This window comes from Hydrogenophaga sp., assembly GCF_030651625.1.
GTDB lineage: Bacteria > Pseudomonadota > Gammaproteobacteria > Burkholderiales > Burkholderiaceae_C > Hydrogenophaga.
Window position 1 is genome coordinate 82,434 of sequence record NZ_JAUSCF010000020.1, and the last position, 21,481, is coordinate 103,914.

General features: G+C 64.1%; 23 protein-coding genes. 16 read left to right on the plus strand and 7 right to left on the minus strand.

Annotation, left to right across the window (positions count from 1 at the left end; genetic code table 11):
- Positions 1 to 19 precede the first annotated feature (19 nt).
- The 6 genes from Q7V46_RS07520 to Q7V46_RS07545 all read left to right on the plus strand — a co-directional run bounded on the left by Q7V46_RS07520 (position 20) and on the right by Q7V46_RS07545 (position 5,680).
- A complete protein-coding gene (locus Q7V46_RS07520; protein WP_304912906.1) occupies positions 20 to 1,210 on the plus strand; it encodes a beta-ketoacyl-[acyl-carrier-protein] synthase family protein in 1,191 nt (396 codons plus the stop codon).
- The gene (locus Q7V46_RS07525) at positions 1,207 to 2,016 is read left to right on the plus strand and encodes a beta-ketoacyl synthase chain length factor (protein ID WP_304912907.1); all 810 of its coding nucleotides are present in this window, start codon (positions 1,207 to 1,209) and stop codon (positions 2,014 to 2,016) included. The genes Q7V46_RS07520 and Q7V46_RS07525 overlap by 4 nt, the downstream gene beginning before the upstream one ends.
- Before the next feature lie 68 nt (positions 2,017 to 2,084).
- Complete coding sequence (locus Q7V46_RS07530) at positions 2,085 to 2,489, plus strand: 3-hydroxylacyl-ACP dehydratase (protein ID WP_304912978.1); 405 nt, start codon at positions 2,085 to 2,087, stop codon at positions 2,487 to 2,489.
- Entirely contained in the window at positions 2,490 to 3,209 is a 720-nt protein-coding gene (gene fabG / locus Q7V46_RS07535) for a 3-oxoacyl-ACP reductase FabG (RefSeq protein WP_304912908.1), read from the plus strand.
- Positions 3,210 to 4,096: 887 nt separating this feature from the next.
- Complete coding sequence (locus tag Q7V46_RS07540) at positions 4,097 to 4,627, plus strand: hypothetical protein (RefSeq protein ID WP_304912909.1); 531 nt, start codon at positions 4,097 to 4,099, stop codon at positions 4,625 to 4,627.
- Positions 4,628 to 4,723: 96 nt separating this feature from the next.
- Positions 4,724 to 5,680: a restriction endonuclease gene (locus Q7V46_RS07545; RefSeq protein ID WP_304912910.1), complete on the plus strand. Its 957-nt coding sequence runs from the start codon at positions 4,724 to 4,726 to the stop codon at positions 5,678 to 5,680.
- Between the two features lie 81 nt (positions 5,681 to 5,761).
- Here Q7V46_RS07545 and ybeY read toward each other — a convergent pair whose 3' ends face one another.
- From ybeY to Q7V46_RS07560, 3 genes are read right to left on the minus strand one after another with little or no spacing between them, the layout of a single operon-like run.
- On the minus strand, positions 5,762 to 6,223 hold the full coding sequence (ybeY, locus tag Q7V46_RS07550) for an rRNA maturation RNase YbeY (RefSeq protein WP_304912911.1): 462 nt from the start codon (positions 6,221 to 6,223) through the stop codon (positions 5,762 to 5,764).
- 19 nt (positions 6,224 to 6,242) lie between these two features.
- Positions 6,243 to 6,692 carry an MliC family protein gene (locus Q7V46_RS07555; protein WP_304912912.1) on the minus strand — a complete coding sequence of 150 codons (450 nt, stop codon included), beginning with the start codon at positions 6,690 to 6,692 and terminating at the stop codon, positions 6,243 to 6,245.
- Between the two features lie 34 nt (positions 6,693 to 6,726).
- Complete coding sequence (locus tag Q7V46_RS07560) at positions 6,727 to 7,713, minus strand: PhoH family protein (RefSeq protein ID WP_304912913.1); 987 nt, start codon at positions 7,711 to 7,713, stop codon at positions 6,727 to 6,729.
- Positions 7,714 to 7,799: 86 nt separating this feature from the next.
- Between Q7V46_RS07560 and ruvA the strand changes: the two genes are divergently transcribed.
- The 6 genes from ruvA to Q7V46_RS07590 all read left to right on the plus strand — a co-directional run bounded on the left by ruvA (position 7,800) and on the right by Q7V46_RS07590 (position 13,121).
- Positions 7,800 to 8,378, plus strand: coding sequence for a Holliday junction branch migration protein RuvA (gene ruvA / locus Q7V46_RS07565; RefSeq protein WP_304912914.1), 579 nt, complete (start codon positions 7,800 to 7,802; stop codon positions 8,376 to 8,378).
- Positions 8,379 to 8,489: 111 nt separating this feature from the next.
- A complete protein-coding gene (locus Q7V46_RS07570) occupies positions 8,490 to 8,726 on the plus strand; it encodes a TraY domain-containing protein (RefSeq protein WP_304912915.1) in 237 nt (78 codons plus the stop codon).
- Between the two features lie 48 nt (positions 8,727 to 8,774).
- Complete coding sequence (ruvB, locus tag Q7V46_RS07575) at positions 8,775 to 9,833, plus strand: Holliday junction branch migration DNA helicase RuvB (RefSeq protein ID WP_304912916.1); 1,059 nt, start codon at positions 8,775 to 8,777, stop codon at positions 9,831 to 9,833.
- Entirely contained in the window at positions 9,830 to 11,146 is a 1,317-nt protein-coding gene (locus tag Q7V46_RS07580; RefSeq protein ID WP_304912917.1) for an efflux RND transporter periplasmic adaptor subunit, read from the plus strand. The genes ruvB and Q7V46_RS07580 overlap by 4 nt, the downstream gene beginning before the upstream one ends.
- Positions 11,147 to 11,152: 6 nt before the next feature.
- Positions 11,153 to 12,379, plus strand: coding sequence for an FtsX-like permease family protein (locus tag Q7V46_RS07585; protein WP_304912918.1), 1,227 nt, complete (start codon positions 11,153 to 11,155; stop codon positions 12,377 to 12,379).
- 16 nt (positions 12,380 to 12,395) lie between these two features.
- A complete protein-coding gene (locus Q7V46_RS07590) occupies positions 12,396 to 13,121 on the plus strand; it encodes an ABC transporter ATP-binding protein (RefSeq protein WP_304912919.1) in 726 nt (241 codons plus the stop codon).
- Between the two features lie 153 nt (positions 13,122 to 13,274).
- Here the strand turns inward: Q7V46_RS07590 and Q7V46_RS07595 are convergent, their stop codons facing one another.
- On the minus strand, positions 13,275 to 13,817 hold the full coding sequence (locus Q7V46_RS07595) for a carboxymuconolactone decarboxylase family protein (RefSeq protein ID WP_304912920.1): 543 nt from the start codon (positions 13,815 to 13,817) through the stop codon (positions 13,275 to 13,277).
- Positions 13,814 to 14,776 (minus strand): tripartite tricarboxylate transporter substrate binding protein, encoded by a 963-nt coding sequence (locus tag Q7V46_RS07600; RefSeq protein ID WP_304912921.1) that lies wholly within the window; start codon positions 14,774 to 14,776, stop codon positions 13,814 to 13,816. Before Q7V46_RS07600 ends, Q7V46_RS07595 begins: the two co-directional genes overlap by 4 nt.
- A 170-nt stretch (positions 14,777 to 14,946) precedes the next feature.
- Here Q7V46_RS07600 and Q7V46_RS07605 point away from each other — a divergent pair, with 170 nt between their 5' ends.
- Positions 14,947 to 15,969 (plus strand): D-2-hydroxyacid dehydrogenase family protein, encoded by a 1,023-nt coding sequence (locus tag Q7V46_RS07605; RefSeq protein WP_304912922.1) that lies wholly within the window; start codon positions 14,947 to 14,949, stop codon positions 15,967 to 15,969.
- Positions 15,970 to 15,996: 27 nt separating this feature from the next.
- Here Q7V46_RS07605 and Q7V46_RS07610 read toward each other — a convergent pair whose 3' ends face one another.
- Positions 15,997 to 16,389 carry a hypothetical protein gene (locus tag Q7V46_RS07610; RefSeq protein ID WP_304912923.1) on the minus strand — a complete coding sequence of 131 codons (393 nt, stop codon included), beginning with the start codon at positions 16,387 to 16,389 and terminating at the stop codon, positions 15,997 to 15,999.
- Between the two features lie 455 nt (positions 16,390 to 16,844).
- Between Q7V46_RS07610 and Q7V46_RS07615 the strand changes: the two genes are divergently transcribed.
- From Q7V46_RS07615 to Q7V46_RS07625, 3 genes are read left to right on the plus strand one after another with little or no spacing between them, the layout of a single operon-like run.
- Positions 16,845 to 18,014 carry an SPFH domain-containing protein gene (locus Q7V46_RS07615; RefSeq protein WP_304912924.1) on the plus strand — a complete coding sequence of 390 codons (1,170 nt, stop codon included), beginning with the start codon at positions 16,845 to 16,847 and terminating at the stop codon, positions 18,012 to 18,014.
- Positions 18,015 to 18,035: 21 nt separating this feature from the next.
- Positions 18,036 to 19,346: a TFIIB-type zinc ribbon-containing protein gene (locus Q7V46_RS07620; protein ID WP_304912925.1), complete on the plus strand. Its 1,311-nt coding sequence runs from the start codon at positions 18,036 to 18,038 to the stop codon at positions 19,344 to 19,346.
- A complete protein-coding gene (locus tag Q7V46_RS07625) occupies positions 19,343 to 19,609 on the plus strand; it encodes a hypothetical protein (protein WP_304912926.1) in 267 nt (88 codons plus the stop codon). The genes Q7V46_RS07620 and Q7V46_RS07625 overlap by 4 nt, the downstream gene beginning before the upstream one ends.
- Positions 19,610 to 19,616: 7 nt before the next feature.
- On the opposite strand, the gene Q7V46_RS07630 is transcribed toward Q7V46_RS07625, so the two are convergent.
- Complete coding sequence (locus Q7V46_RS07630) at positions 19,617 to 21,398, minus strand: lysoplasmalogenase family protein (RefSeq protein WP_304912927.1); 1,782 nt, start codon at positions 21,396 to 21,398, stop codon at positions 19,617 to 19,619.
- Positions 21,399 to 21,481: the final 83 nt, after the last annotated feature.

The window sequence follows — 21,481 nt, forward strand, 5'->3', positions numbered from 1 at the left end:
AACCAAAAACGGAGACCCCATGACCCCGGTGCAACTCACCGCCTTCACGGCCACCACCTGCCTGGGGCAGGGGCTAGCCGCCACCCGCGCAGCCCTGCGCGAAGACCGCGGCGCGCTGGCACCCTGCGCTTTTGAATCGGTCAAGCTCGACACCTGGATTGGCGAGGTGCCCGGTGTGGACGAACAGGTGCTGCCTGAGCATGTGGCCGCCTACGACTGCCGCAACAACCGCCTGGCCCTGATGGGGCTGGAGGCCGACGGCTTCGCAGACAAGGTGCGCGAGGCCGCGGCCCGTTACGGCAAAGCCCGCGTGGGCGTGTTCCTGGGCACCAGCACCTCCGGCATCCTGCAGACCGAACTCGCCTATCGCCAGCGCGACGCTGACACCGGCGCCCTGCCGGAAGACTTCAACTACCGCGCCACCCACAACGCGTTTTCGGTCGCCGAATTCACGCGCGACTACTTTGGCCTGGAAGGCATGGCCATGGCCATCTCCACCGCGTGCTCGTCCAGCGCCAAGGTGTTCGCCGCCGCGCAGCGTCAACTCGCCCTGGGCACCATCGACGCGGCCATCGTGGGCGGCGTGGACACGCTGTGCCTCACCACGCTCTACGGCTTCGCCTCGCTGGGCCTCACATCGGCCCAGCCCTGCCACCCGTACGACGCCGCGCGCGACGGCATCTCCATCGGCGAGGCCGCGGCCTTCGCCCTGCTGGAGCGTGCCGACGCGCCCGCGCCCGGCACCGTGCTGCTGCTGGGTGCTGGCGAGTCCAGCGACGCGTACCACATGTCGTCCCCGCACCCGGAAGGCCTGGGCGCTGAACTGGCCATGAGCGCCGCCCTGCGCGCCGCAGGCTTGAAGGCCGACGACATCGACTACATCAACCTGCACGGCACCGCCACCCCGGCCAACGACGCCGCCGAAGGCATGGCCGTGGCCCGCCTGTTCGGCGACCGCGTGCCGTGTTCGTCCACCAAGGGCGCCACAGGCCACACGCTGGGCGCGGCTGGCGCGGTGGAAGCCGTGGTGTGCGCCCTGGCGCTGACCGACGGCTTTCTGCCCGGCAGCCCGGGTACCGCCACACTGGACCCGTCCATTCCGCTGCAGTACGTCACCCAGGGCCGCAGCGCCACGGTGCGCCACGCGCTCACCAATTCATTCGGCTTCGGCGGCAGCAACTGCGCCCTGGTGTTCGGTATCGCGTCATGAACCAAGCAGCATCCCCAACCCTCACTGCCTGGATCGACGGCATCGGCCTCATCGCCCCCGGCCTGCCCGACTGGACAGTAGCCAGCGCCGTGCTGCGCGGCGAACAGGCGCTGGTGCCAGCCCCCACCGTGCTGCCCGTGCCCACCAGCCTGCCGTCTGCCGAGCGCCGCCGCGCCAGCCGTGTCATCAAGCTCACCCTGGGCGTGGGGCTGGAAGCCGTGGCCCATGCCCAGGCCGACGTGTCCACCCTGGCGACCGTGTTCTCCGCATCGGGTGCCGACGGCCACAACTGCCACGCCTTGTGCGAACAGCTCGCCACCGACGACCGGCAGATTTCGCCCACCCGCTTCCACAATTCCGTGCATAACGCCGCCGCCGGCTACTGGGGCATTGCCACGCGCGCCATGGCGCCGTGCCAGGTGCTGTGCGCGTTCGACGCCAGCTTCGGCGCCGGCCTGATCGACACGCTCGGCCAGGTGGTGCTGGACCGCCAGCCCACGCTGCTCATCGCCTACGACAGCGAATACCCCGAGCCGCTGCGCGCCAAGCGCGACACGCCCGACTGCGGCGGCGTGGCCCTGCTGCTCAGCCCTGAGCGCGGCCCGCACTCGCTGGCCCGAATCGAGGTGTCGCCCACCACCGACGCTGCCCAAACCCTGAGCGAACCCGCCCTGGAAACCCTGCGGCAACAGATCCCGGCCCTGCGCGCGCTGCCCCTGCTGCGCGCCCTGGCCAAAGGCGAATCAGGCACCGTGGTGCTGGACTACCTGGCACCCATGCAATTGCAGGTGGAGGTGAGCCTGTGAGCGCTTCGGTTGTTGGGCAAGTGGTCGACCACGCCGGCATCGCCGCGCGCATTCCGCACCACGGCAGCATGTGCCTGCTTCACAGCGTGCAGGCCTGGTCTGAAGCCGCCATCGAATGCCGCGCAATCAGCCACACGGACCCCGCCAACCCCCTGCGCTCGCACGACCAGCTGGGCGCCGCCCACGGCATCGAATACGCCGCACAGGCCATGGCGGTGCACGGCGCGCTGCTGGCCGGCGCAGAAGGCCCCCCCCGCCAGGGCTACCTCACCAGCGTGCGCGGCGTGAGCCTGCACGTGACCCGGCTGGACGACCTGCCCGGCGAGCTTGAAGTGCGTGCCGAACGACTCTCCGGCGACGACCGCAACATCCTCTACCAGTTCTCCGTCCACCACGAAGGCCGCTGCCTGCTCGAAGGCCGCGCTGCCGTGGTGATCGACGCCAGTGCCCTTGTGCAAAAGGAAACCCCTTAAATGAAACGCGCTCTCGTCACCGGCGGCAGTGGCGGCATCGGCGCCGCCATCTGCCGCCGCCTGGCCGCAGACGGCCACCATGTGGTGGTGCACGCCAACAGCGGCATCGACCGCGCCCAGGCCGTGGTCAATGACATCCAGGCCGCAGGCGGCAGCGCCGAAGCCGTGGCCTTCGACATCACCCACCGCGAAGCCACCCAGGCCGTCCTTGACGCCCTGGTGGCTGCAGGCCCCATCCAGATCCTGGTGAACAACGCCGGCATCCACGAAGACGCCGTGTTCCCCGGCATGAGCGGCGGCCAGTGGGACCGCGTGGTCGACGTGTCCCTCAACGGCTTCTTCAACGTCACCCAGCCCCTCACCATGCCCATGATGCGCACCCGCTGGGGCCGCATCATCAGCATCACCTCCGTGGCCGCCGTCACCGGCAACCGCGGCCAGGTGAACTACTCCGCCGCCAAAGGCGCGCTGCACGCCGCCTCCAAGTCCCTCGCCCTGGAACTCGCCAGCCGCGGCGTCACCGTCAACGCCGTGGCACCCGGCATCATCGCCACCGGCATGATCGACGGCGCATTCAACGCCGAAGCCATCAAGAAGATCGTGCCCATGCAGCGGGCGGGGCAGCCGGAGGAGGTGGCGAATCTGGTGGCCTTCCTCTCTTCTGATGAAGCGGCCTACATTTCGGGGCAGGTGATTTCGATCAATGGGGGGATGATTTGACCCTTCTCGCCGCAGTTGCAGCGCGTGCATTTCAGGCCGCTGTATTGTCATAGGTGGCCCACCGTAGTGGAGTGCAATTGGCGTAATCGTTCGTTGTACCTGATCCAATAATTTGAGGGAGCGGGTGAGGCAATCAGTTTGCATCAAATTTATGTTAGGGGAAAGATTTTGCGAAACGTGACAGTGCCGCTCAGTTGGACCTGTGTTGACTGGCGTCCCGACGAGACTTGGGGAAAAATCCTGCTGCCTAGGCTGGTGGAAAATGGGGCGAATTCTAAGTACCTTGATCGCAGTGTTTACGTCATCCGTCTTGCTGGAAATTTTGCAATAAGCTATCCAAACGGCGAATCTCCAGCTGTATACGTTGGAGAAGGTGGCTTTGGTAGAAGAATCGCATCTCACAAGAAATGGGCTCGTAAGCTTGAAGAGCTAGTAGGGAAATTTTGTTTCCAGGTTTGTGTAGCAACACCAAGGGTGAGAAATCAACCCAATACATACCTAGACTGTGAAGCAGCGGTTCTACACAGATTTGGGGAGCGCTTCGGCTCAGCCCCCCTGTGGAATAAGCAGTTTGAAAGACGGCGATTCCAACACCACAACTACAGCCAAAACAAGCTTGACTACGTCATCGGGAAGCGGAGTGGTGCAAAGTACCATTGGGCTCTAAAGCCAATGAGGTCCTCGCCTTTCTATTCAAGCTATCTCAAGACTCATGTATAGAGCGCAGATCATTCCCACAGCCCCTCGTACCATCGTTTCAGCGATTTAGCATGACATTAGACTGAAAGCGATGACATTCTGATGTCGCCAAGACCTAGTAGGAGCTTTCTTGGAGTTGACGGATTGGCATCCAAGAGTTGTTTCGGAGCTCGCTGAAGTAGGCGGGGATGATCGCCATAATCGCTGCTCTATTTGGAGTCATTTCGTTCATTTGCCATTTTCGAAAGATCACACAAATGTCACGAACGTATGGACTTCGAACTGCAGGAGACCTTTTGGCAAAGCTTGAGCGCGATGCTCAAGCCTTTCGAGAAGGTGTGTCAAGTGACCGCTTCTTCAATTTTGTGATCACGGCATACGCATTGGCTGACTGGGTTCAGAGCGACCCCAACGTTCCGGGGGCTGCGAAGGCAGCGCTGGCACAATTTCGAGACAAGTTTGAAATTAAGATCTGTCGGGACCTAGCCAACGCTAGCAAACATTTCCAACTGGATTCGAGACGAAATCCGAATCCAACCGTGGCATCGACTAATTCCGCTCAGGGCTATGGTTTGGGAAGATTTGGCGCAGGTGAATTTGGAGTGGGTGAAGAGGAAATCACCGTGTGGCTAACTGCGGGAAGAGGCGTGAATGGGCTGGTTGTTGTGGAAGACGCACTTCGGGAGTGGAAAGCATTTTTTCTGACTCATACCATATGAGCCGACTGTCGCAGATTTCATATCCTTTCATTTAGAGATGGCTGCCCTGCGTGGGGTGTTCGGGCCAGGGCTTGCTGGTTAAATGTCGCAGGCCGTATGACCATCAAGGTGCACTATGCTTCGGAAATGACAGTCCCATCCTACGACCAGTTCATCGAGCCGATTCTGCGATTCCTTGCCAAGAATCCAGATGGAGCACCAGCAAAGTCAGCCCACGATGCAGCCGCGACTGCCCTCGGACTTACCGAAGAGGACCGACAACAAATGCTGGCGAGCGGCACGCAGTTGGTCTACAAGAATCGCGCTGGCTGGGCGCATGACCGACTAAAGAGAGCAGGCCTATCGAGTTCGCCAAAGCGCGGGTTCTGGAGGCTCACCGCCGAGGGAGCCGCCTTTGTAAAGGTGCACTCTGCGCCACTTTCCGAAGAGGAGACGCAGAAGCTCGCTATGGATTTCATTGGCGTCAGACTAAAAGTCCCTGGGGTAGCAGGCGAACAAGTGCTTCCAACCTCAGCGCCATCCGAAGCTCCAGCAGTCGCCAGCCCGGACGATCAACTTGAAGTCGCACTGGCAGAACTACGGAAGTCCGCAGCATCAGACCTTCTTGAGATTCTGGCCACGGTCTCGCCTTCGTTCTTCGAGCGCGTAGTTCTCGACTTGCTACATGGAATGGGCTACGGCGCAAATAGAGAGGATTTGCAGCAAGTCGGAGGTCCCGGAGACGCGGGAATCGATGGTGTGATCTCACTCGACCGGCTGGGACTTGAGAAGGTATATGTTCAGGCCAAACGGTGGCAGGAGAACATCAGTCGCCCGCATCTTCAAGCTTTCTATGGCGCTCTGGCCGGGCAGAAGGCAAGGAAAGGTGTTTTCATAACCACATCGCTTTTTTCGGCTCAAGCCCGCGACTACGCAAAGTCGGTTGAAGGTATCGTTCTCGTCGACGGTCCTCGCCTCGCCGGTTTGATGATTGACCACGGCATCGGTATCTCCGCCAGAGTAGTAAGGATTCCGAAGATTGACAGCGACTACTTTGACGAGAACGCGGCGTAGTCCCGATTTCGACCAGCCGCGAATTCTGCATCGCCCTGGAATAGAAATTGGGTGGGCTTGAAGGATTGAGGACTTTTTTGTTCAGCGCCGCCCATACGGATCCGCCACCCCCAACCCAGCCAGAATCTCCGTCTCCCGCGCCTCCATCGCCTCGGCATCGGCCTCCCCCGTCTCATGGTCCCACCCTTGCGCATGCAAGGTGCCATGCACCAGCAAGTGCGCGTAGTGGTCGGCCAATGACTTCTTCAACTCCCTGGCCTCACGCGCCACCACCGGTGCGCACAGCACCAGGTCGGCCATCACCATGGGTTCGGTGGCGTAGTCGAAAGTGAGCACGTTGGTGGCGTGGTCCTTGCCGCGGTAGTCGCGGTTCAGGGCCTGGCCTTCTTCGGCGTCGACGATGCGCACGGTGATTTCGGCATCTGCTTCCAGTGCGTGGCGGATGCAGCGCTGCACTTTGTGGCGGGGCAGGGCGGCGCGGTGCAGGGCGGCGTCTGGCAGGTCGCCGAACTGGAGGGACAGGCTGAGGGAGGGCAGGGGCATAAATGGGGTGAGGGCGCGATCAAGGTGTGGGCAGGGCGCGGCAGTCGCTCAGCAGCACCTGTTCCTTGGCGGTGTGGTCCGCCGCCATGAAGGCCAGAAACCCCTCGCTGCCTTTGGTGTGCCAGCGCAGGCTGTGCTGTTCGTCCAGTGCCACGTAGCGCGCGCCGGAGGCGGTGGGCCGGTTCTGCAGCAGGGCGGTGCGGCCATCGTGGTGCAGGGCGGCAAACGCGAGGTTGTCAGGCAGATTGAGGTAGACCACGTCCAGCTCGGTGCCGCCTGCGCAGCGGAAGCGCACGGTCTGGCTGGAGAAATCCGGGCCCACGACCATGGCGGTGCCGGTGACTGCCTTCTTCTCGGCTGGCATGGCGGGCGCAGCATCCAGTGGAGCCTTGCCGGTGCCTGCACACGCGCCCACCGTGAGAAGCAGCGCGGCCAAAGCGGGGAAACGAAGTGGCGTGGGCAGGTTCATGGGAATGGGTCTCTGTGGCGAAGCGTTGGCTGAATCAAGCGGCGCGAGTGGATCTGCGCGCAGCACGGCGCGGCGCAGCTGCCGCGTCTTCGGCAGCGCCTCGTGCGTCGTAAGCGTCCACAATGCGCGCCACCAGCGGGTGGCGCACCACGTCGGCGCTGGTGAGGCGGTTGAAGGCGATGCCGGTCACGCGCTTGAGCACGCGCTCGGCATCGATCAAACCACTCAGTTCGGTGCGTGGCAGGTCGATCTGGCTCACGTCGCCGGTGACCACGGCCTTGCTGCCGAAGCCGATGCGGGTGAGGAACATCTTCATCTGCTCCACCGTCGTGTTTTGCGCTTCGTCCAATATCACGAACGAGTGGTTCAGCGTGCGCCCGCGCATGAATGCCAGCGGCGCAATCTCGATCTGCTGGCGCTCGAAGGCTTTCTGCACCTTGTCAAAACCCATCAGCTCATACAGCGCGTCGTACAGCGGGCGCAGGTACGGGTCCACCTTCTGGCCCAGGTCGCCGGGCAGAAAACCGAGCTTTTCGCCGGCCTCCACCGCCGGGCGGGTGAGCACGATCTTCTGCACCGCGCTGCGCTCCAGCGCGTCCACCGCGCAGGCCACGGCCAGATAGGTCTTGCCGGTGCCGGCCGGGCCAATGCCGAAGGTGATGTCGTGCGTGGCCATGTTTTCCAGGTAGCGCGCCTGGTTGGGCGTGCGCCCGCGCACCTCGCCGCGCCGCGTCTGCATGGCAATGGCGTCTTCGCCGCCGGGCAGGGCGGTGTCGCCGCTGAGCATCAGTTGCACCTGTTCGGCCGGAATCGGCTTCTTCGCCATTTCATACAGCGCCTGCAAGGTTTCCAGCGCCTGGGTGGCCTTGGGTTTGGTGCCTTCGATGCGGAACTGCTCGAACCGGTGCGCCACCTTCACGTTCAAGGCCGCCTCAATGCTGCGGATGTGGCTGTCCATGGGGCCGCACAGGTGCCCCATGCGGACGTTGTCGGGCGGCGTGAAGGTGTGTTTGAGAATCAAACCGATAATCCGTGAGCGTGATGGCAAGCGGTGTTCCGACGCTGCTTGTGCCAGACTGGCACGATCGAAACCCGAGGAAACCCCCGATGATAGGCAAGTTGACCGGCGCATTGCTGGAAAAAAGCCCTCCCCAGATCCTGATCGACTGCCACGGCGTGGGTTACGAGGTCGATGTGCCCATGAGCACCTTCTACAACCTGCCCGCCACCGGCGAAAAAGTGTCGCTTCTTACCCACTTCGTGGTGCGGGAAGACGCGCAAATTCTTTACGGCTTTGGCACCGCGCCCGAGCGCGAGGCCTTCCGCCAGCTCATCAAGATTTCAGGCATTGGCCCGCGCACCGCGCTTTCGGTTCTCTCCGGCATGAGCGTGGCCGACCTGGCCCAGGCCGTGACCGCCCAGGAAGCTGGCCGTATTGTCAAGGTGCCCGGCATCGGCAAAAAGACGGCCGAGCGCCTGCTGCTGGAACTCAAAGGCAAACTGGGCGCCGACCTGAACCTGCCAGGCGCTGGCCCGGCGCAGAGCGAGGTGCAGAGCGACATTCAGCAGGCGCTGATGGCCCTGGGCTACAGCGAGAAAGACGCGGCTGCTGCGCTCAAACCCCTGCCGGTGGATGTGGGGGTGAGTGAGGGTATCAAGTTGGCGTTGAAGGCACTGGCGAAGTGAGTGGTGCAAGTGCGGCACCTCCTTCGACCTGAAAAACTATTGCTTCCATGAGTCGGCACACTGGTGTGCCTGAGTGGTGCTTGGTACCCTTGTCTGGCAAGCGAGCCTCCCATGCTGACCATTCGCCTGACACCTGACACCGAAGAACGCCTCGATCGCCTGGTAAAGGAAACGGGTCGGACCAAGACCGAGATCGCGCGTAACGCAATCCACGAGCATTTGGCCGATTTAGAGGATTTCTATCTGGCCGATGCCAAGGCCCGGAAGCACCGCAAGGGGATTCCGCTGACAGATGTCGAGCGCGGGCTCAGCCTGGCAAATTCAGAGGAGCGTCCGGATGCAGGGTGAACGGTATAGTCAAACACCGTCTACCCGACATTGCCGCAGAACCTCCCCGTGAGCATCCAGACCGACGACTTCGCCCCCGCCCCGCGCATGGTGTCTGCTGCGCCGGCTTCGCCCAAGGAAGAGGCGATCGAGCGGGCGCTGCGGCCCAAGCTGCTGGACGAATACGTGGGCCAGGTGAAGGTGCGCGAGCAGCTGGAGATCTTCATTGGCGCGGCCAAGATGCGCAGCGAGGCGCTGGACCACGTGCTGCTGTTTGGCCCGCCCGGCTTGGGCAAGACCACACTGAGCCACATCATTGCGCAGGAACTGGGTGTGAACCTGCGCCAGACCAGCGGCCCCGTGCTGGAAAAGCCCAAGGACCTGGCGGCGCTGCTGACCAACCTGGAACCCAACGACGTGCTGTTCATCGACGAGATTCACCGGCTGAGTCCGGTCGTCGAAGAAATCCTGTACCCGGCGCTGGAGGACTACCAGATCGACATCATGATCGGCGAAGGCCCGGCCGCGCGCAGCATCAAGCTGGATCTGCAGCCCTTCACCCTGGTGGGAGCCACCACGCGCGCCGGCATGCTCACCAACCCGCTGCGCGACCGCTTCGGCATCGTGGCGCGGCTGGAGTTCTACACGTCGGAAGAACTGGGTCGCATCGTCAAGCGCAGTGCGGGTTTGCTCAACGCACCGATGGACGAAGAGGGTGGCTTCGAGATTGCGCGCCGCTCGCGCGGCACACCGCGCATCGCCAACCGCCTGCTGCGCCGCGTGCGCGACTATGCCGACGTGAAGGGCAGTGGCACCATCACCCGGGACATTGCGAACCGCGCGCTCGCCATGCTCGACGTGGACCCGCAGGGCTTCGACTTGATGGACCGCAAGTTGCTCGAAGCCGTGATCCACCGGTTTGACGGCGGGCCGGTGGGGCTGGACAACATCGCGGCCAGCATTGGCGAGGAGCGCGACACCATCGAAGACGTGATCGAGCCGTATCTGATTCAGCAGGGTTTCCTGCAGCGCACACCGCGCGGACGCATCGCCACGTTGGCGGCGTACCGGCACCTGGGCGTGGTGCCGCCCAATACCGACAACAGCCTGTTCGAGCCTGGCCTGTGACTGGCAGCACAACCGAGCCCAAGCGCCGCTACTGGCTGGGCATCGCCTTCTGGGTGCTCGTCGTGGTGGGTGGCTATGCCGCCTGGTTCTTCCTGCGGGCGCCGGTGGTGGAGGCCGTCACCGTGCAGGCGGCACCCCTGGTGCGCACGTTGCAGTTCTCGGCCCGTGTGGCGGCGTTGTCACGGGTGGAGGTGGGCAGCACCATCACCGGGCGGGTGGCCCAGGTGAAGGTGGACGAGGGCGCTTCGGTGCGGCAGGGCGACGTGCTGCTGCAACTGGAATCCGACGAGCTGGACGCAGCCCTGGCCCAGGCCGTGGCCGCAGAAAAGCAGGCCCAGGCGCGACTGGCCGGGCTGCGCAGCACCGGCCGCGTGGCGGCCACCGCAGCCACGGCCCAGGCGGCGGCCAACCTGCGCGCAGCGGCGGCAGAACTGGCCCGCACCGAACAATTGGTGGCCCAGGGTTTCCTGAGTGCTTCGCGCCTGGACGATGCGCGCCGCGCGGTGGCGGTGGCCCAGGCCCAGCAGGACAGCGCGCAGGCCCAGGGCCAGGCCATTGGCGAATCTGGCTCTGACCTGGTGCAGGCCCAGGCCCAGCTGGCGGTGGCACAGGCGGCCACGGCAGCAGCGCGCGCGCGCCAGGCACAGGTAATCGTGCGCGCACCGGCTGATGCGCGTGTGCTGGCGCGCGACGTGGAACCCGGGCAGATCGTGCAGCCCGGCCGGGCCTTGCTGGCGTTGGCGTTGGACGGTCCCACGCAGCTGAGCGCCCAGGTGGATGAACGTTTTCTGGACCAGCTGCGCCCAGGACAGATGGCGGCCGTGGTGGCCGACGCCTTCCCTGCAGAGCGCTTCACGGCGCGGGTATTGACGATTGCGCCGGCGGTGGACGCCCAGCGCGGTGCCATCGAGGTGCGCTTCGCTCTGGAACAGGCCGCGCCGGACTACCTTCGCGAAGACATGACGCTGTCGGTGGAGGTGGAGACCGCCCGGCGCGACAGCACCCTGGTGCTGCCGCTGGCGGCGCTGCGCAAAGATGTGCACGCGGCCGACGGCGATCCCGGAGGTACGGTCCGTGTGCTGGTACAGGCTGACGGCCGTGCCGAGGCGCGCACCGTGCGCCTGGGTCTGCGCAACCTTGCGCTGGTGGAGGTGCTGGAAGGCCTGGCCGATGGGGACACGGTGCTGGTGGGCGGCGACTTGCAAGACGGCCAGCGCGTGCGCACGCGGCCCATGAGCACCACCGCCGGTCCAGGCGCGGCAGCCGCGGGGCAGGACGCCGGATCGGCCCTCACCAATGCCATGGGGCGTTGAACGCGCATGACCACCCTGCTCGGCTTCGAACTGCGGGTGGCCCTGCGCTTTCTGCGCGAAGGCCGTATGCAGACCCTGCTCATCATGGTGGGCGTGGCCGCGGGCGTGGCGGTGATCGCCTACATCTCTGCGCTCATCAGCGGCTTGCAGACCAATACCCTGAACAAGACGCTGGGCGCGCAGGCGCACATCACGCTCAGATCCGCCGACGACGTGGTCACACCCGCCGCAGCCCTCCAGCCCGGCATCACCGCGCTGACCGAGATCCAGCCTCGTGCACAGCGTCTGCGCTCGGTGGCCAACTGGCAGGCACTGCTGCCGCTGCTTGAGGCGCTGCCGGAGATTGCCGCGGTATCTCCCATGGTGGCCGGTGGCGGGCTGGCATTGCGCGGCGAAGCCACGCAGTCGATCTCGCTCATGGGCGTGGACCTGGACCGCTACGACCGCATCGTGGGGCTGCGCGGAAAGGTGGTCAGCGGCGTGGCGCGGCTGTCCCCCGGCGAAGCCATCGTGGGGCGCGAACTGGCGGCCGACCTGGGCGTGCGCGTGGGCGACCGCCTGACGGTGCAGACCGCGCTGGTGAGCGAGCCGGTGCGCGTGACCGCGCTGGTGGACCTGGGCGTGCGCGAGCTGAATCGGCGCACCGTGATCGTGCCGCTGCGCGCGGCGCAAAGCCTGCTGGGCCTTCCCGGCGGCGCCACCACCATTGACGTCACCGTGCGCGACGTGTGGGCCGCGCAGGCGCTCGCCGACGACCTGCGCCGGCGCTTCCCCTACCAGGTGGAAAGCTGGCAGGAAAGCAATGCGCAGCTGGTGTCGGCACTCAACGCGCAGTCGGTCAGCACCAGCCTGATCCGTGGTGTGGTGCTGGTGGTGGTGGTGCTGGGCATTGCCAGCGTGCTGGTGGTGTCGGTGGTGCAGAAGGGCCGCGAGATCGGCATCCTGCGCGCCATGGGCGCCACGCGTGGCCAGGTGCTGCGGGTGTTCCTGCTGCAGGGCGCGGTGGTGGGTTCCGTCGGTTCGGTGGCGGGGCTGGCGCTGGCCGTGCTGCTGATCTGGCTCTTCACCACCTTCGTGCGAGGGTCTGACGGCCTGCCTCTGTTCAATATCACGCTGCAGCCCGGGCTGGCGCTGCGCATCGCGCTGCTGGCCACGGTGTGCGGGGTGCTGGCGGCCATGGCACCGGCGCGCCGAGCGGCCGCGCTGGACCCGGCCCAGGCCATCCGCATCTGACGGTTTGCCTTTTCTGATGTCCGAAGCCACCCCCCAGCCCCTGATCGAACTCGACGGCCTGCGCAAGACCTACAACGCCGGCCTGCCCGCAGAGGCCGAGGTGCTGCATGGCGTGTCGCTGCGGGTGAATGTGGGCGAATTCATTGCGCTGATGGGGCCATCGGGCTCTGGCAAGAGCACGCTGCTCAACATCCTGGGCCTGCTCGAACGCATGACCGCCGGCAGCTACCGCCTGCAAGGCGAACCGGTACAAGATCTGGACGACACCGCACTCACGCTGCGCCGCCGCCATCTGCTGGGCTTCGTGTTCCAGTTCCACCACCTGCTGCCGGCGTTCTCTGCGCTGGAGAACGTGACCATGCCCTTCCTCATGGCCCACGGGCACGTGAACGACAAGCAATTGGCCCATGCGCGCGACCTGCTGGACGCGGTGGGCCTGTCACAGGCGATGAAGAAGCGGCCGTCTGAGCTTTCTGGCGGCATGCAGCAGCGGGTGGCGATTGCGCGTGCACTGGTGATGTCGCCTCCGCTGGTGCTGGCCGATGAACCCACCGGCAACCTGGACACCGCTTCTTCAGATGACGTGTTCGTGTTGCTGCGGCGCATGCACGCCGAGCGCGGAGTTTCGTTCGTGGTGGTGACCCACGACGCGCGCCTGGCGGCGCGGTGTGACCGGCTGGTGGAGCTGGTGGATGGGCGGATTTCCAGTGATGTGGTGACGCCGCTTCTGCCAGCCAGTTGACATCCCTGCGGCGCACCCCGACATCCTGAAGAGTGTCGTCAGGGGCACTGGGTGGCAACACCTCTGGAGTTGATCAGGCCAGCATCAACGCGCTCGACGTCGAGCGCGCAATGATGCAGGGGCTGGGCGGGAGGCGTAGGCCCATGCAGGCGGCTATTCCGGGGTGACGTGCAGCGCCACGAGGAAGCGCGAGACCATGTTGTAGGCGGCCACTGTGCCCACCAGTTCCACCAGCGCCTGATTGCCCAGGGCCACCTGAAGGCGGCGCATGATCGCGTCTTCCACGCGGATGTGCCGGGTCATCTGCAAGGTGAGAATCGCCGCGTCGCCCTGCAAAGCAGAAAATGCGCCCTGATCGAACCGCTCTGTGCCCAACAGCCTCAGTGCATCGAGCTGAGGCTGCGTGCCACCCGCCTGAAGGAACACCGGAGCGTGCTGGGTGAACTCGTACTCGGCCGCATTCAAAACAGCCACGCCGCACATGGCCAATTCACGCAGTTGCGGATCGAGGCTCATGTGCTCGCGCACCTGCTTCAGAAACCCGTTCCAGCCGGTGGCCAGGGGAGCGCTGTGCAGCAGCATGCGGTCCAGATTCAGCAGTTGCCCGCCGCGCCGCTCACGAATGGCAGTCACCAGATCCGCCGGCTCCGCAAGGTCCAGCGGCTGGAAGGGAACGATGCGGTCGCCGTCGTTCATTCGGTGATGTTGTTGTCTTTGATGAACTTGGCCCAGGTCGTCATCTGACGCTCGACAAAGGGCGTGAAGACTTCGGGGCCACTGCCGTCAATCTGAATACCCTGAGCTTGCAACTTGCTGGAAATGGCCGGGTCGCGGAGTGCTTTGCGCAGGGCTTCGTTGAATTGAGCCACGATGGGTGCCGGGATCTTGGCTGGACCGATGACGCCCCACCAGGCGGGTGCGTCAAATCCAGGGAAGCCGCTTTCGGCAATCGTGGGTACGTTGGGCATGTCCTTGGAGCGCTGGCTGGTGGTCACAGCCAGCGGCGTGACGTTGCCGGCCTCGGCGTGGGGCTTGATCAGAAACAGAGAACCTATGGCCAGTGGCACATGGCCCCCAACGGCATCGTTCATCAGTGGGCCGCCGCCCCGGTAGGGCACGTGGGTCCAGTTGAAGCCGGCGTTCTGCGCCAGCTGCGCGATGGCCAGGTGACCCAGGCTGCCGGAACCGATGGTGCCGTAGCTGTTGGGCTGCTTGGCTTTGGCTTGCTCCATGAGTTGCCCAAAACTGGTGATGGGCGAGCCTTTGGTGGCAGCCACCACCATCGGCGCCGTGCCCAGCAGGGTGACGTGCGTCAGGTCCTTCATGGTGTCAAAGGGAATGCCAGGCTTGAGGCCCGGATTCACCGCGTGGGTGTCGAACACCACGCCGAAGGTGTAGCCGTCGGGCTGAGCGCGCGCCACAGCCGAAGTGCCGATCATGCCGGAGGCGCCACCAATGTTCTCCACCACCACGGTCTGCTTGAGTTCGATGCGCAGGCCTTCAGCCAGAATGCGTGCCACCTGGTCCACGGACCCGCCTGGTGGGAACACGGCAATCAGGCGAACAGGTTTGGCACTCGGCCAAGCCTGTGCATGTGCCACGGTGCCGCCGACTGCAGTCAGGGCCACTATGGCCGATACGAGTAACTTTTTCATCATCGTTCTTGTCTCCTGTTATGGGGAAGGTATGCAGGGATAGTGCAATTTCAAGTATGGGCGGCTGAGGTCGAATGTCTGTACGTAGAACTACGAGCCATGACGCGCTTATCATGCAGATTCGCCCATTGGTCACTTTCCGCTTGCGGTTTTCTTTTATTAAGAACGAGATGAATCAGACGGCTTCTTCCTCCAAATCTGTCGCCCCCGGGCGGTTGCCTCGCGTGGTGGTTCTGGACGATTACGAAAGGGCTTTCGACACCTTGGCCGACTGGCAGCCTGTGCGCGAGCGCGCACTTCTGCACATCCAGACCACCCCTCTGAAAGGTGCTGCGCTGGTGGGCATGCTGGGCAGCGCCGATGTGGTGGTGCTCATGCGCGACCGCACGCCCCTGACAGCCGAGCTGATTGCCCAGTTGCCTCAGCTGAAACTGGTGATCTTTACTGGAACCCGCAATCAGGCTCTGGATGCAGCGGCGCTGGCCTCACGTGGCATTCCGGTTTGCCACACTGGCTGGGGTCCGTCCAAGGACAGTACCGCCGAACTGACCTGGGCGCTCATCATGGCAGCCTACAAGCGGCTGGTGGAGAACTGCAACGCGCTCATGCAGGGGGAGGAGCAGGCCCAGTGGCGCACGCCTCACGCCCTGTTGCCCATGCTCAAGGGTGAGACCATCGGGCTGGTGGGCCTGGGTGAGATCGGTGGCCGCGTGGCTCGTTACGCGCAGGTCTTCGGTATGGAGGTGCTGGCCTGGAGCCCGCGCATGACGGTCGAACGCGCTGCCGAGCACGGCGCCGCCTTCGTGGAACTGGATGCATTGCTGGAGCGCTCGCGTATCGTGAGTTTGCACCTGGTTGCCACGCCACAGACGCGTGGGCTTATCAATGCTCAAAGGCTGGCAACGATGCGGCCCGACAGCCTGCTGGTGAATACCTCCCGCTCCCACCTGATCGACACGGCGGCACTGATGCAGGCTTTGCCACAAGGTCGCCCGGGGCAGGTGGCGCTCGATGTGTTCGATACCGAACCGCTACCGCTGGACGACCCGATTCGCCGCTTCTCTCAGGTGCTCCTCAGCCCTCACCTGGGCTTTGTGGCGAAACCTGTCTTCGAGACTTTTGTGCGGGATGCACGCGAATGCGTGTTGTCCTGGCTGGCCGGGGAGCCGCTGCCGCGCTTGCTGGCACCCTGAACCTTTCTGGTCCAGGCGACACTGGGGTCAGTCCACCAGCCGCTCAGCGTGCAGTTCCCGAATCCGCGCGTCCACGTAGTAGCCGCCGTATTCGGTATAGCGCAGGAAGGGCAGATGGCAGTGCTGGCAGGCCCAGATTTCGCAGCGGTTGTACGGGCGGAGGGTGAGAGAGATGGGTGCTTGCGCCGACCAGTCGTCCACGCCCTTGGGGCGAGGTGTTTCTTCAAGCGTGGGCTCGTCGTCACCGGGCAGCCACAGCGAGCCAACTGCTTGCAGCGCACCGGCGCTGGCGGTGGCGGGGAAAGATTCCCAGCCGGGGCTGGAAAACGGGCGGCAATGGGCGCAAGTGTTGGCGGGGGCGGACTCGGCCAGTCGGGTGGCTTCTTCCACCGAAAGGCGACGCAGGGGCTTGTTGTTCATTTTCCAATGCTATAGGGTTGCTGGATGTGTGGTTGGGGCCACGGCAATCCCCATGAATTGCCGGCAGCTTCGCAGACTTGGTGCCCATGCTCCACTCAGCGAGATCAGACCCGCCTTTGCACCAGCCTCGCACAACCTCAGGATTTGGATCGCAACGCCGACCCCGAACGGGTCGGTCCACGGCCTGATTTGGCATGAGGTGAAGTCAGTCAGGCCTGTTCAAGGGGTACGTGCATCACGTGAACCCCACTGCACACGATCTCGGCCAATCGGCTGTCGCAAGGCACGGCTTCAAAGGGAGGGGTGCCCGGTGGATGCACTGTTGGACAGGTGGTTGGTCAACGATGAGACTCCATCATCGGGTGGGTGAAGATTGCTGATCAGGCGGTTCAGGGGGGTATAGTCTGGCGCCTGTGGTAGGCACTCTTGTCCGCCAAAAATCACGGAGAGATGTCATGGGTCTTGTTCAGGCAGTGGCGGGTTCGATCGGCGGTGCGCTCGCCGATCAGTGGAAAGACTTCTACACCGTGCCGGGCGGGTTGCCGGCCACAGCGGCGCTGTTCGCCGCCGTGCCGCAAGGCACCAATGCCGGCCGGGGCTCCAACACCAAGGGTTCCTCGAACATCATCACCAATGGTTCGAAGATCGTTGTGCCCGAAGGCTACGGGCTGCTGCTGTTCCAGGAGGGTGCGATCACGGGCTTTGTGGCCGAACCGGGTGGCTACGAATGGCGATCGGACGATCTCAATTCCAAGTCGATTTTTGCGGGTGATGGCATTGTCGATTCGCTCGTCTGGCAGAGCTGGGAGCGTTTCAAGTTCGGCGGACAGCCGGGTTCGCAGCAGGCCGCGTTCTTCGTGTCGCTGAAGGAGCTGCCGAACAACCGCTTTGGCACGCAATCTGAAATCTACTGGGACGACGGTTTTCTGAACACACAGGTGGGCGCGGTGACACGCGGCTCCTACACCTTGAAGATCGTCGACCCGATCCTGTTCGTGAAGAACTTCGTTCCTGCCGCCTACCTGCAGCCCGGCAAGGTTTTTGACTTCACCGACATGGACAACGCCGCCGCCGGTCAGCTCTTCAATGAGGTGGTGGGTTCGCTCGCGCCGGCCTTCAGCCTGTACACGAACGATCCGGGCAAGGGCAACCGCATTTCCAGGCTGCAGCAGGATTCGGTGGGTTTTGCCCAGAGCCTGTCCAGTGCGGTGGAAAGCGCCTACCAGTGGAAATCGGATCGCGGGCTGGCCATCGTCAAGACCGCCATTGTTTCCATCGAATACGACGCGAACACAAGGGAACTGCTCACCAAGGTGCAGCGCGCCGATGCGCTGGCCGGTGCACGCGGCAACTCCAATCTGCAGGCCAGCGTGGCTTCGGGTATCGAGTCGGCGGGTGAAACCGGCGGGTCGGCGGGTGTCATGGGTCTGGGCATGGCCACCGGCATGCTCGGCGGTATCGGCAGTTTGCAGCAGCCGGTTGCACCAGCCGCGCCGGTTGCGCCGACGGCACCCGTCGCAGAAGACCCGATTGCCAAGCTGAAGAAGGCCAAGGAAATGCTCGATCTGGGCCTGATCACGCAGGCCGACTACGACGCGGTCAAGGCGAAAGCGCTGGGCCTTTAAGAAGCGAACGGAGCAGACGGCTTGAGCAATCCGCGTGTTCCTGCGCCAGATCCTGCGCTGGGCGGCCCGGGTTCGCCGCAGCAGGTGCCGCCGCCATCGGGCAGTTTCCCGATCGACCCGGCGACCCTGCCCGAAGCGATCCGGGACGAGTTGTTGGCGCCCGATCCGGTCGCCATCGACACATCCGCAGAAGAACTCAAGGACGGCCTGAACCGCTGCCCGAAATGCGGTGCGACCGACATTCGGCACAAACCTGGCACCGACCTGCTGGTGTGCCTGTACTGCCGCAACGAATGGCACGGTGAGCGGGTCGAGGAACTGTTCGGTTTCGGCGAAGGTATCGACCAGCTCAGGGACACGGTGGTTGCGTCCGGTGCCCAGGACATCGCAGCCGATGCCGCCAGTCTGATGAGCTTCAAGTGCGCGGGCTGCGGGGCCGAGGTGACGGTCAACACCGAAAGTGCGATGACCGCGCGTTGCCACTGGTGCCGGCATGTTTTTGGTGTCAACGAACAGGTGGCCAACGGTGCGGTGCCCGACGCCATATTGCCCTTTCACATCAAAAAGGACGACGCGGTTGCGCGCATCCGTCAGTTCGTGGACAAGCGGCGCCTGTTTGCGCTCAAGGCCTTCAAGGAACAATTCACGCCCGACAACGTCACCTGCGTCTACCTGCCATACATGATCGTGGATGCCAACGCGAGCGCTGACGTCGCCGGAAAGGCCGAGATCGAGACGCGCCGCTACACCCGGGGCAGAGGCAAAGACAAGAAGACCTATTACGACGCCGACGTCTATCAGGTGCAGCGGCATGTGAATTTCATCGTGGACGACCTTCCAATGGAGTCCACCGCCCATCGCCGCAACCTCGACACGCGCACCAACACCAACAACATCATCAACACGATCCTACCGTTCGACACCAAGAACGCGGTGAAGTGGAACGCGTCCTATCTGGTCGGCGTCACGTCAGAGAAGCGCAATCTGGATGTGGCGCACCTGCGCCCGCATCTGGAAGACCAGTTGCTGTCGATCGCCCGCGCCCAGGTCGTTGCATCCGCGAGCCGCTACGACCGTGGCGTGCGCTGGGAGCAGGAACAACTCAGCGTGCACGGCACGCGCTGGGTGTCAATGTACTTGCCCGTGTGGTTGTATTCGTACCACCAGCCGGGCAAAAACGGCGGCCTCCTGCACTACATCGCGGTGAATGGTCGCACCGGCGAGACCATGGGCAGCGTGCCGGTGCAACAGTGGAAGCTGCTGACGGTGGCCATCACCGTTGGCACCTTCCTTGAGGGCATTGCCCTGTGGATCATAGGGAATTCGTCATGAACGACGACGGCGGACTGTGGCTGCTGCTGCTGGGGCCGGCCGGTGCAACCGCGCTGTATTGGGCCTTGTACCGGTATTACCGCAACACCGACAAATCGCACGCCTTTGAATACGAAACCACCGTCAAGGCGGAGCCCGTGACCGGTTCAGATCACAAGGTCAATGAGGTCAGGGGCACGCAACAGCCACGTATCTCTGGAGACAACCTGCGTGATTACCGCAAGCGCGTGCAGCGCATCCCGAGCGGTGACCCTACCCGTTAGCGTTTCCTTATTGACCTGACGTCACGGGCGCATTGTTTCCATGCGGTTCCGCGAGGCGACGACCCGTGCTGGTGCCACGAATCGATCTCTCCCATACATGACGAACAATCAGAATCTGCGCCACGTAGTAGGTCGTCAGCACCCACACCTGAGCCATGGGCAGCGGCGACACAAACCTGTTCACCGCCAGCAGCGCATCGCTCAGCATGAAGAAACCCGCGCCCAGTGCCACACCCACGGCTGCGCCGCTGCGCAACACGGTGGCGCGGCCGATGGCCTGGGCGGCCATGATCGCGATCACCGCCACGTAGACCGCCACCGGCACCCGCAGCGCAGTGGGCAGGCCGCCCTGCCAGAGGAAGGCGTACATCGCCGCGCCGATGCCGAGCGTGGCGACGAGTGCCCGCTGGCTTGGGAACCACGGTGTGTCCTGGCGGAACAGCGCGATATAGGCCAGGTGCGCCAGCAGGAATGCCACCAGCCCCGGCACGAAGTAGCCCGGGAACATCAGGAACACGTCACCAGCCAGACTCAGCGCCAGCGCGCCGAGCAGCAACACAGTGCCCAGGCTGCGCCTTTGTGCGGCTTCCGTGCGCGCAACCACCACCGCCATGGCCAGCACCATGGTCAGGGGTTTGAAGACACGGTGCAGATCCACATAGCCTAGCGCCGCAGTGGCCGTGGACAAGGCCGCTGCCTGCACCAGCAGGACTTCCAGCATGGAAAGCCGGCCTTCCATGACCGCTCCAATGGCCCACAGCGACACCAGCAGCACGACGAACACCACGGCGCTTTGCGACAGCGGCCAGGCGTCGGCCACCCATAGGAAAGCCGCCACGCCCGCCAGCAGCAGTGCAAACTGCACCGCCGCAAACAGCTGCACGCCGCGTGACATGGGCGGCGCGTAGCGCTGCACCTGGGTCAGGTCAAAGGCAGGCGAAGGAAAGCGCGCCGCCACATCGGCCGGGCGCCAGCCGGGCGGCTTGAACCACACGCGCAGCTTGTCGGCCCAGTTCTTGGTGTGCCACGAATCCTTGAGCAGGCCCCAGTAGACCTCGGTGTTGGCCCACAGCGGGTTCCAGCTGTTCAGGGGTTTGCGTGTGCCGTAAACACAGGGCTCGTCTTCTTCCTTGAAGCTGCCGAACAGCCGGTCCCATACGATGAGGATGCCGCCGTAGTTGCGATCCAGGTAGCGGTCGTTCACGGCGTGGTGCACGCGGTGGTTGGATGGGCTGCAGAACCAGCGGTCGAACCAGCCCAGCTTTTTGACCTGTTCGGTGTGCACCCAGAACTGGTAGAGCAGGTCGATGAGCGCGACCACGCCGAACACCAGCGGCGGCACACCGGCCAGGGCCATGGGCAGGTAGAACACCCAGCCCAGCAGTGCGCCAGAACTGGTCTGGCGCAGCGCGGTGGAGAGGTTGTAGTCCTGGCTCTGGTGGTGCACCACGTGGGCGGCCCAGAAGATGGCGCTCTCGTGGCCGGCGCGGTGCAGCCAGTAGTAGCAGAAGTCGTAGAACACCAGGGCGACCAGCCAGCCCATCCAGGTGGTCCAGAACGGGTGGTCGGGCCAGATGGCCACCGCCGAGTACACGGCGGTGTAAATGCCCACGCGCAGCAGCCGGGTGAACACCGCGCTGATCTGGCTGAGCATGCCCAGACCGATGCTGCTGATGGCGTCGTCCAGGCGGTAGGTGTTGCGCCGGCGCTTGAGGCCGATGGCGTATTCGACCGCGATGAGCACAAAGAAGACCGGCGTGGCCAGGACGATGATCTGGCTGGGGCTCATGGGCGGTTGCAGGTTGCGGTGGCTGGCATGCGCGCATTGTGGCCAAAAGGCGGGTGGCGTGGGCTCGGCATCTACCCGCATGT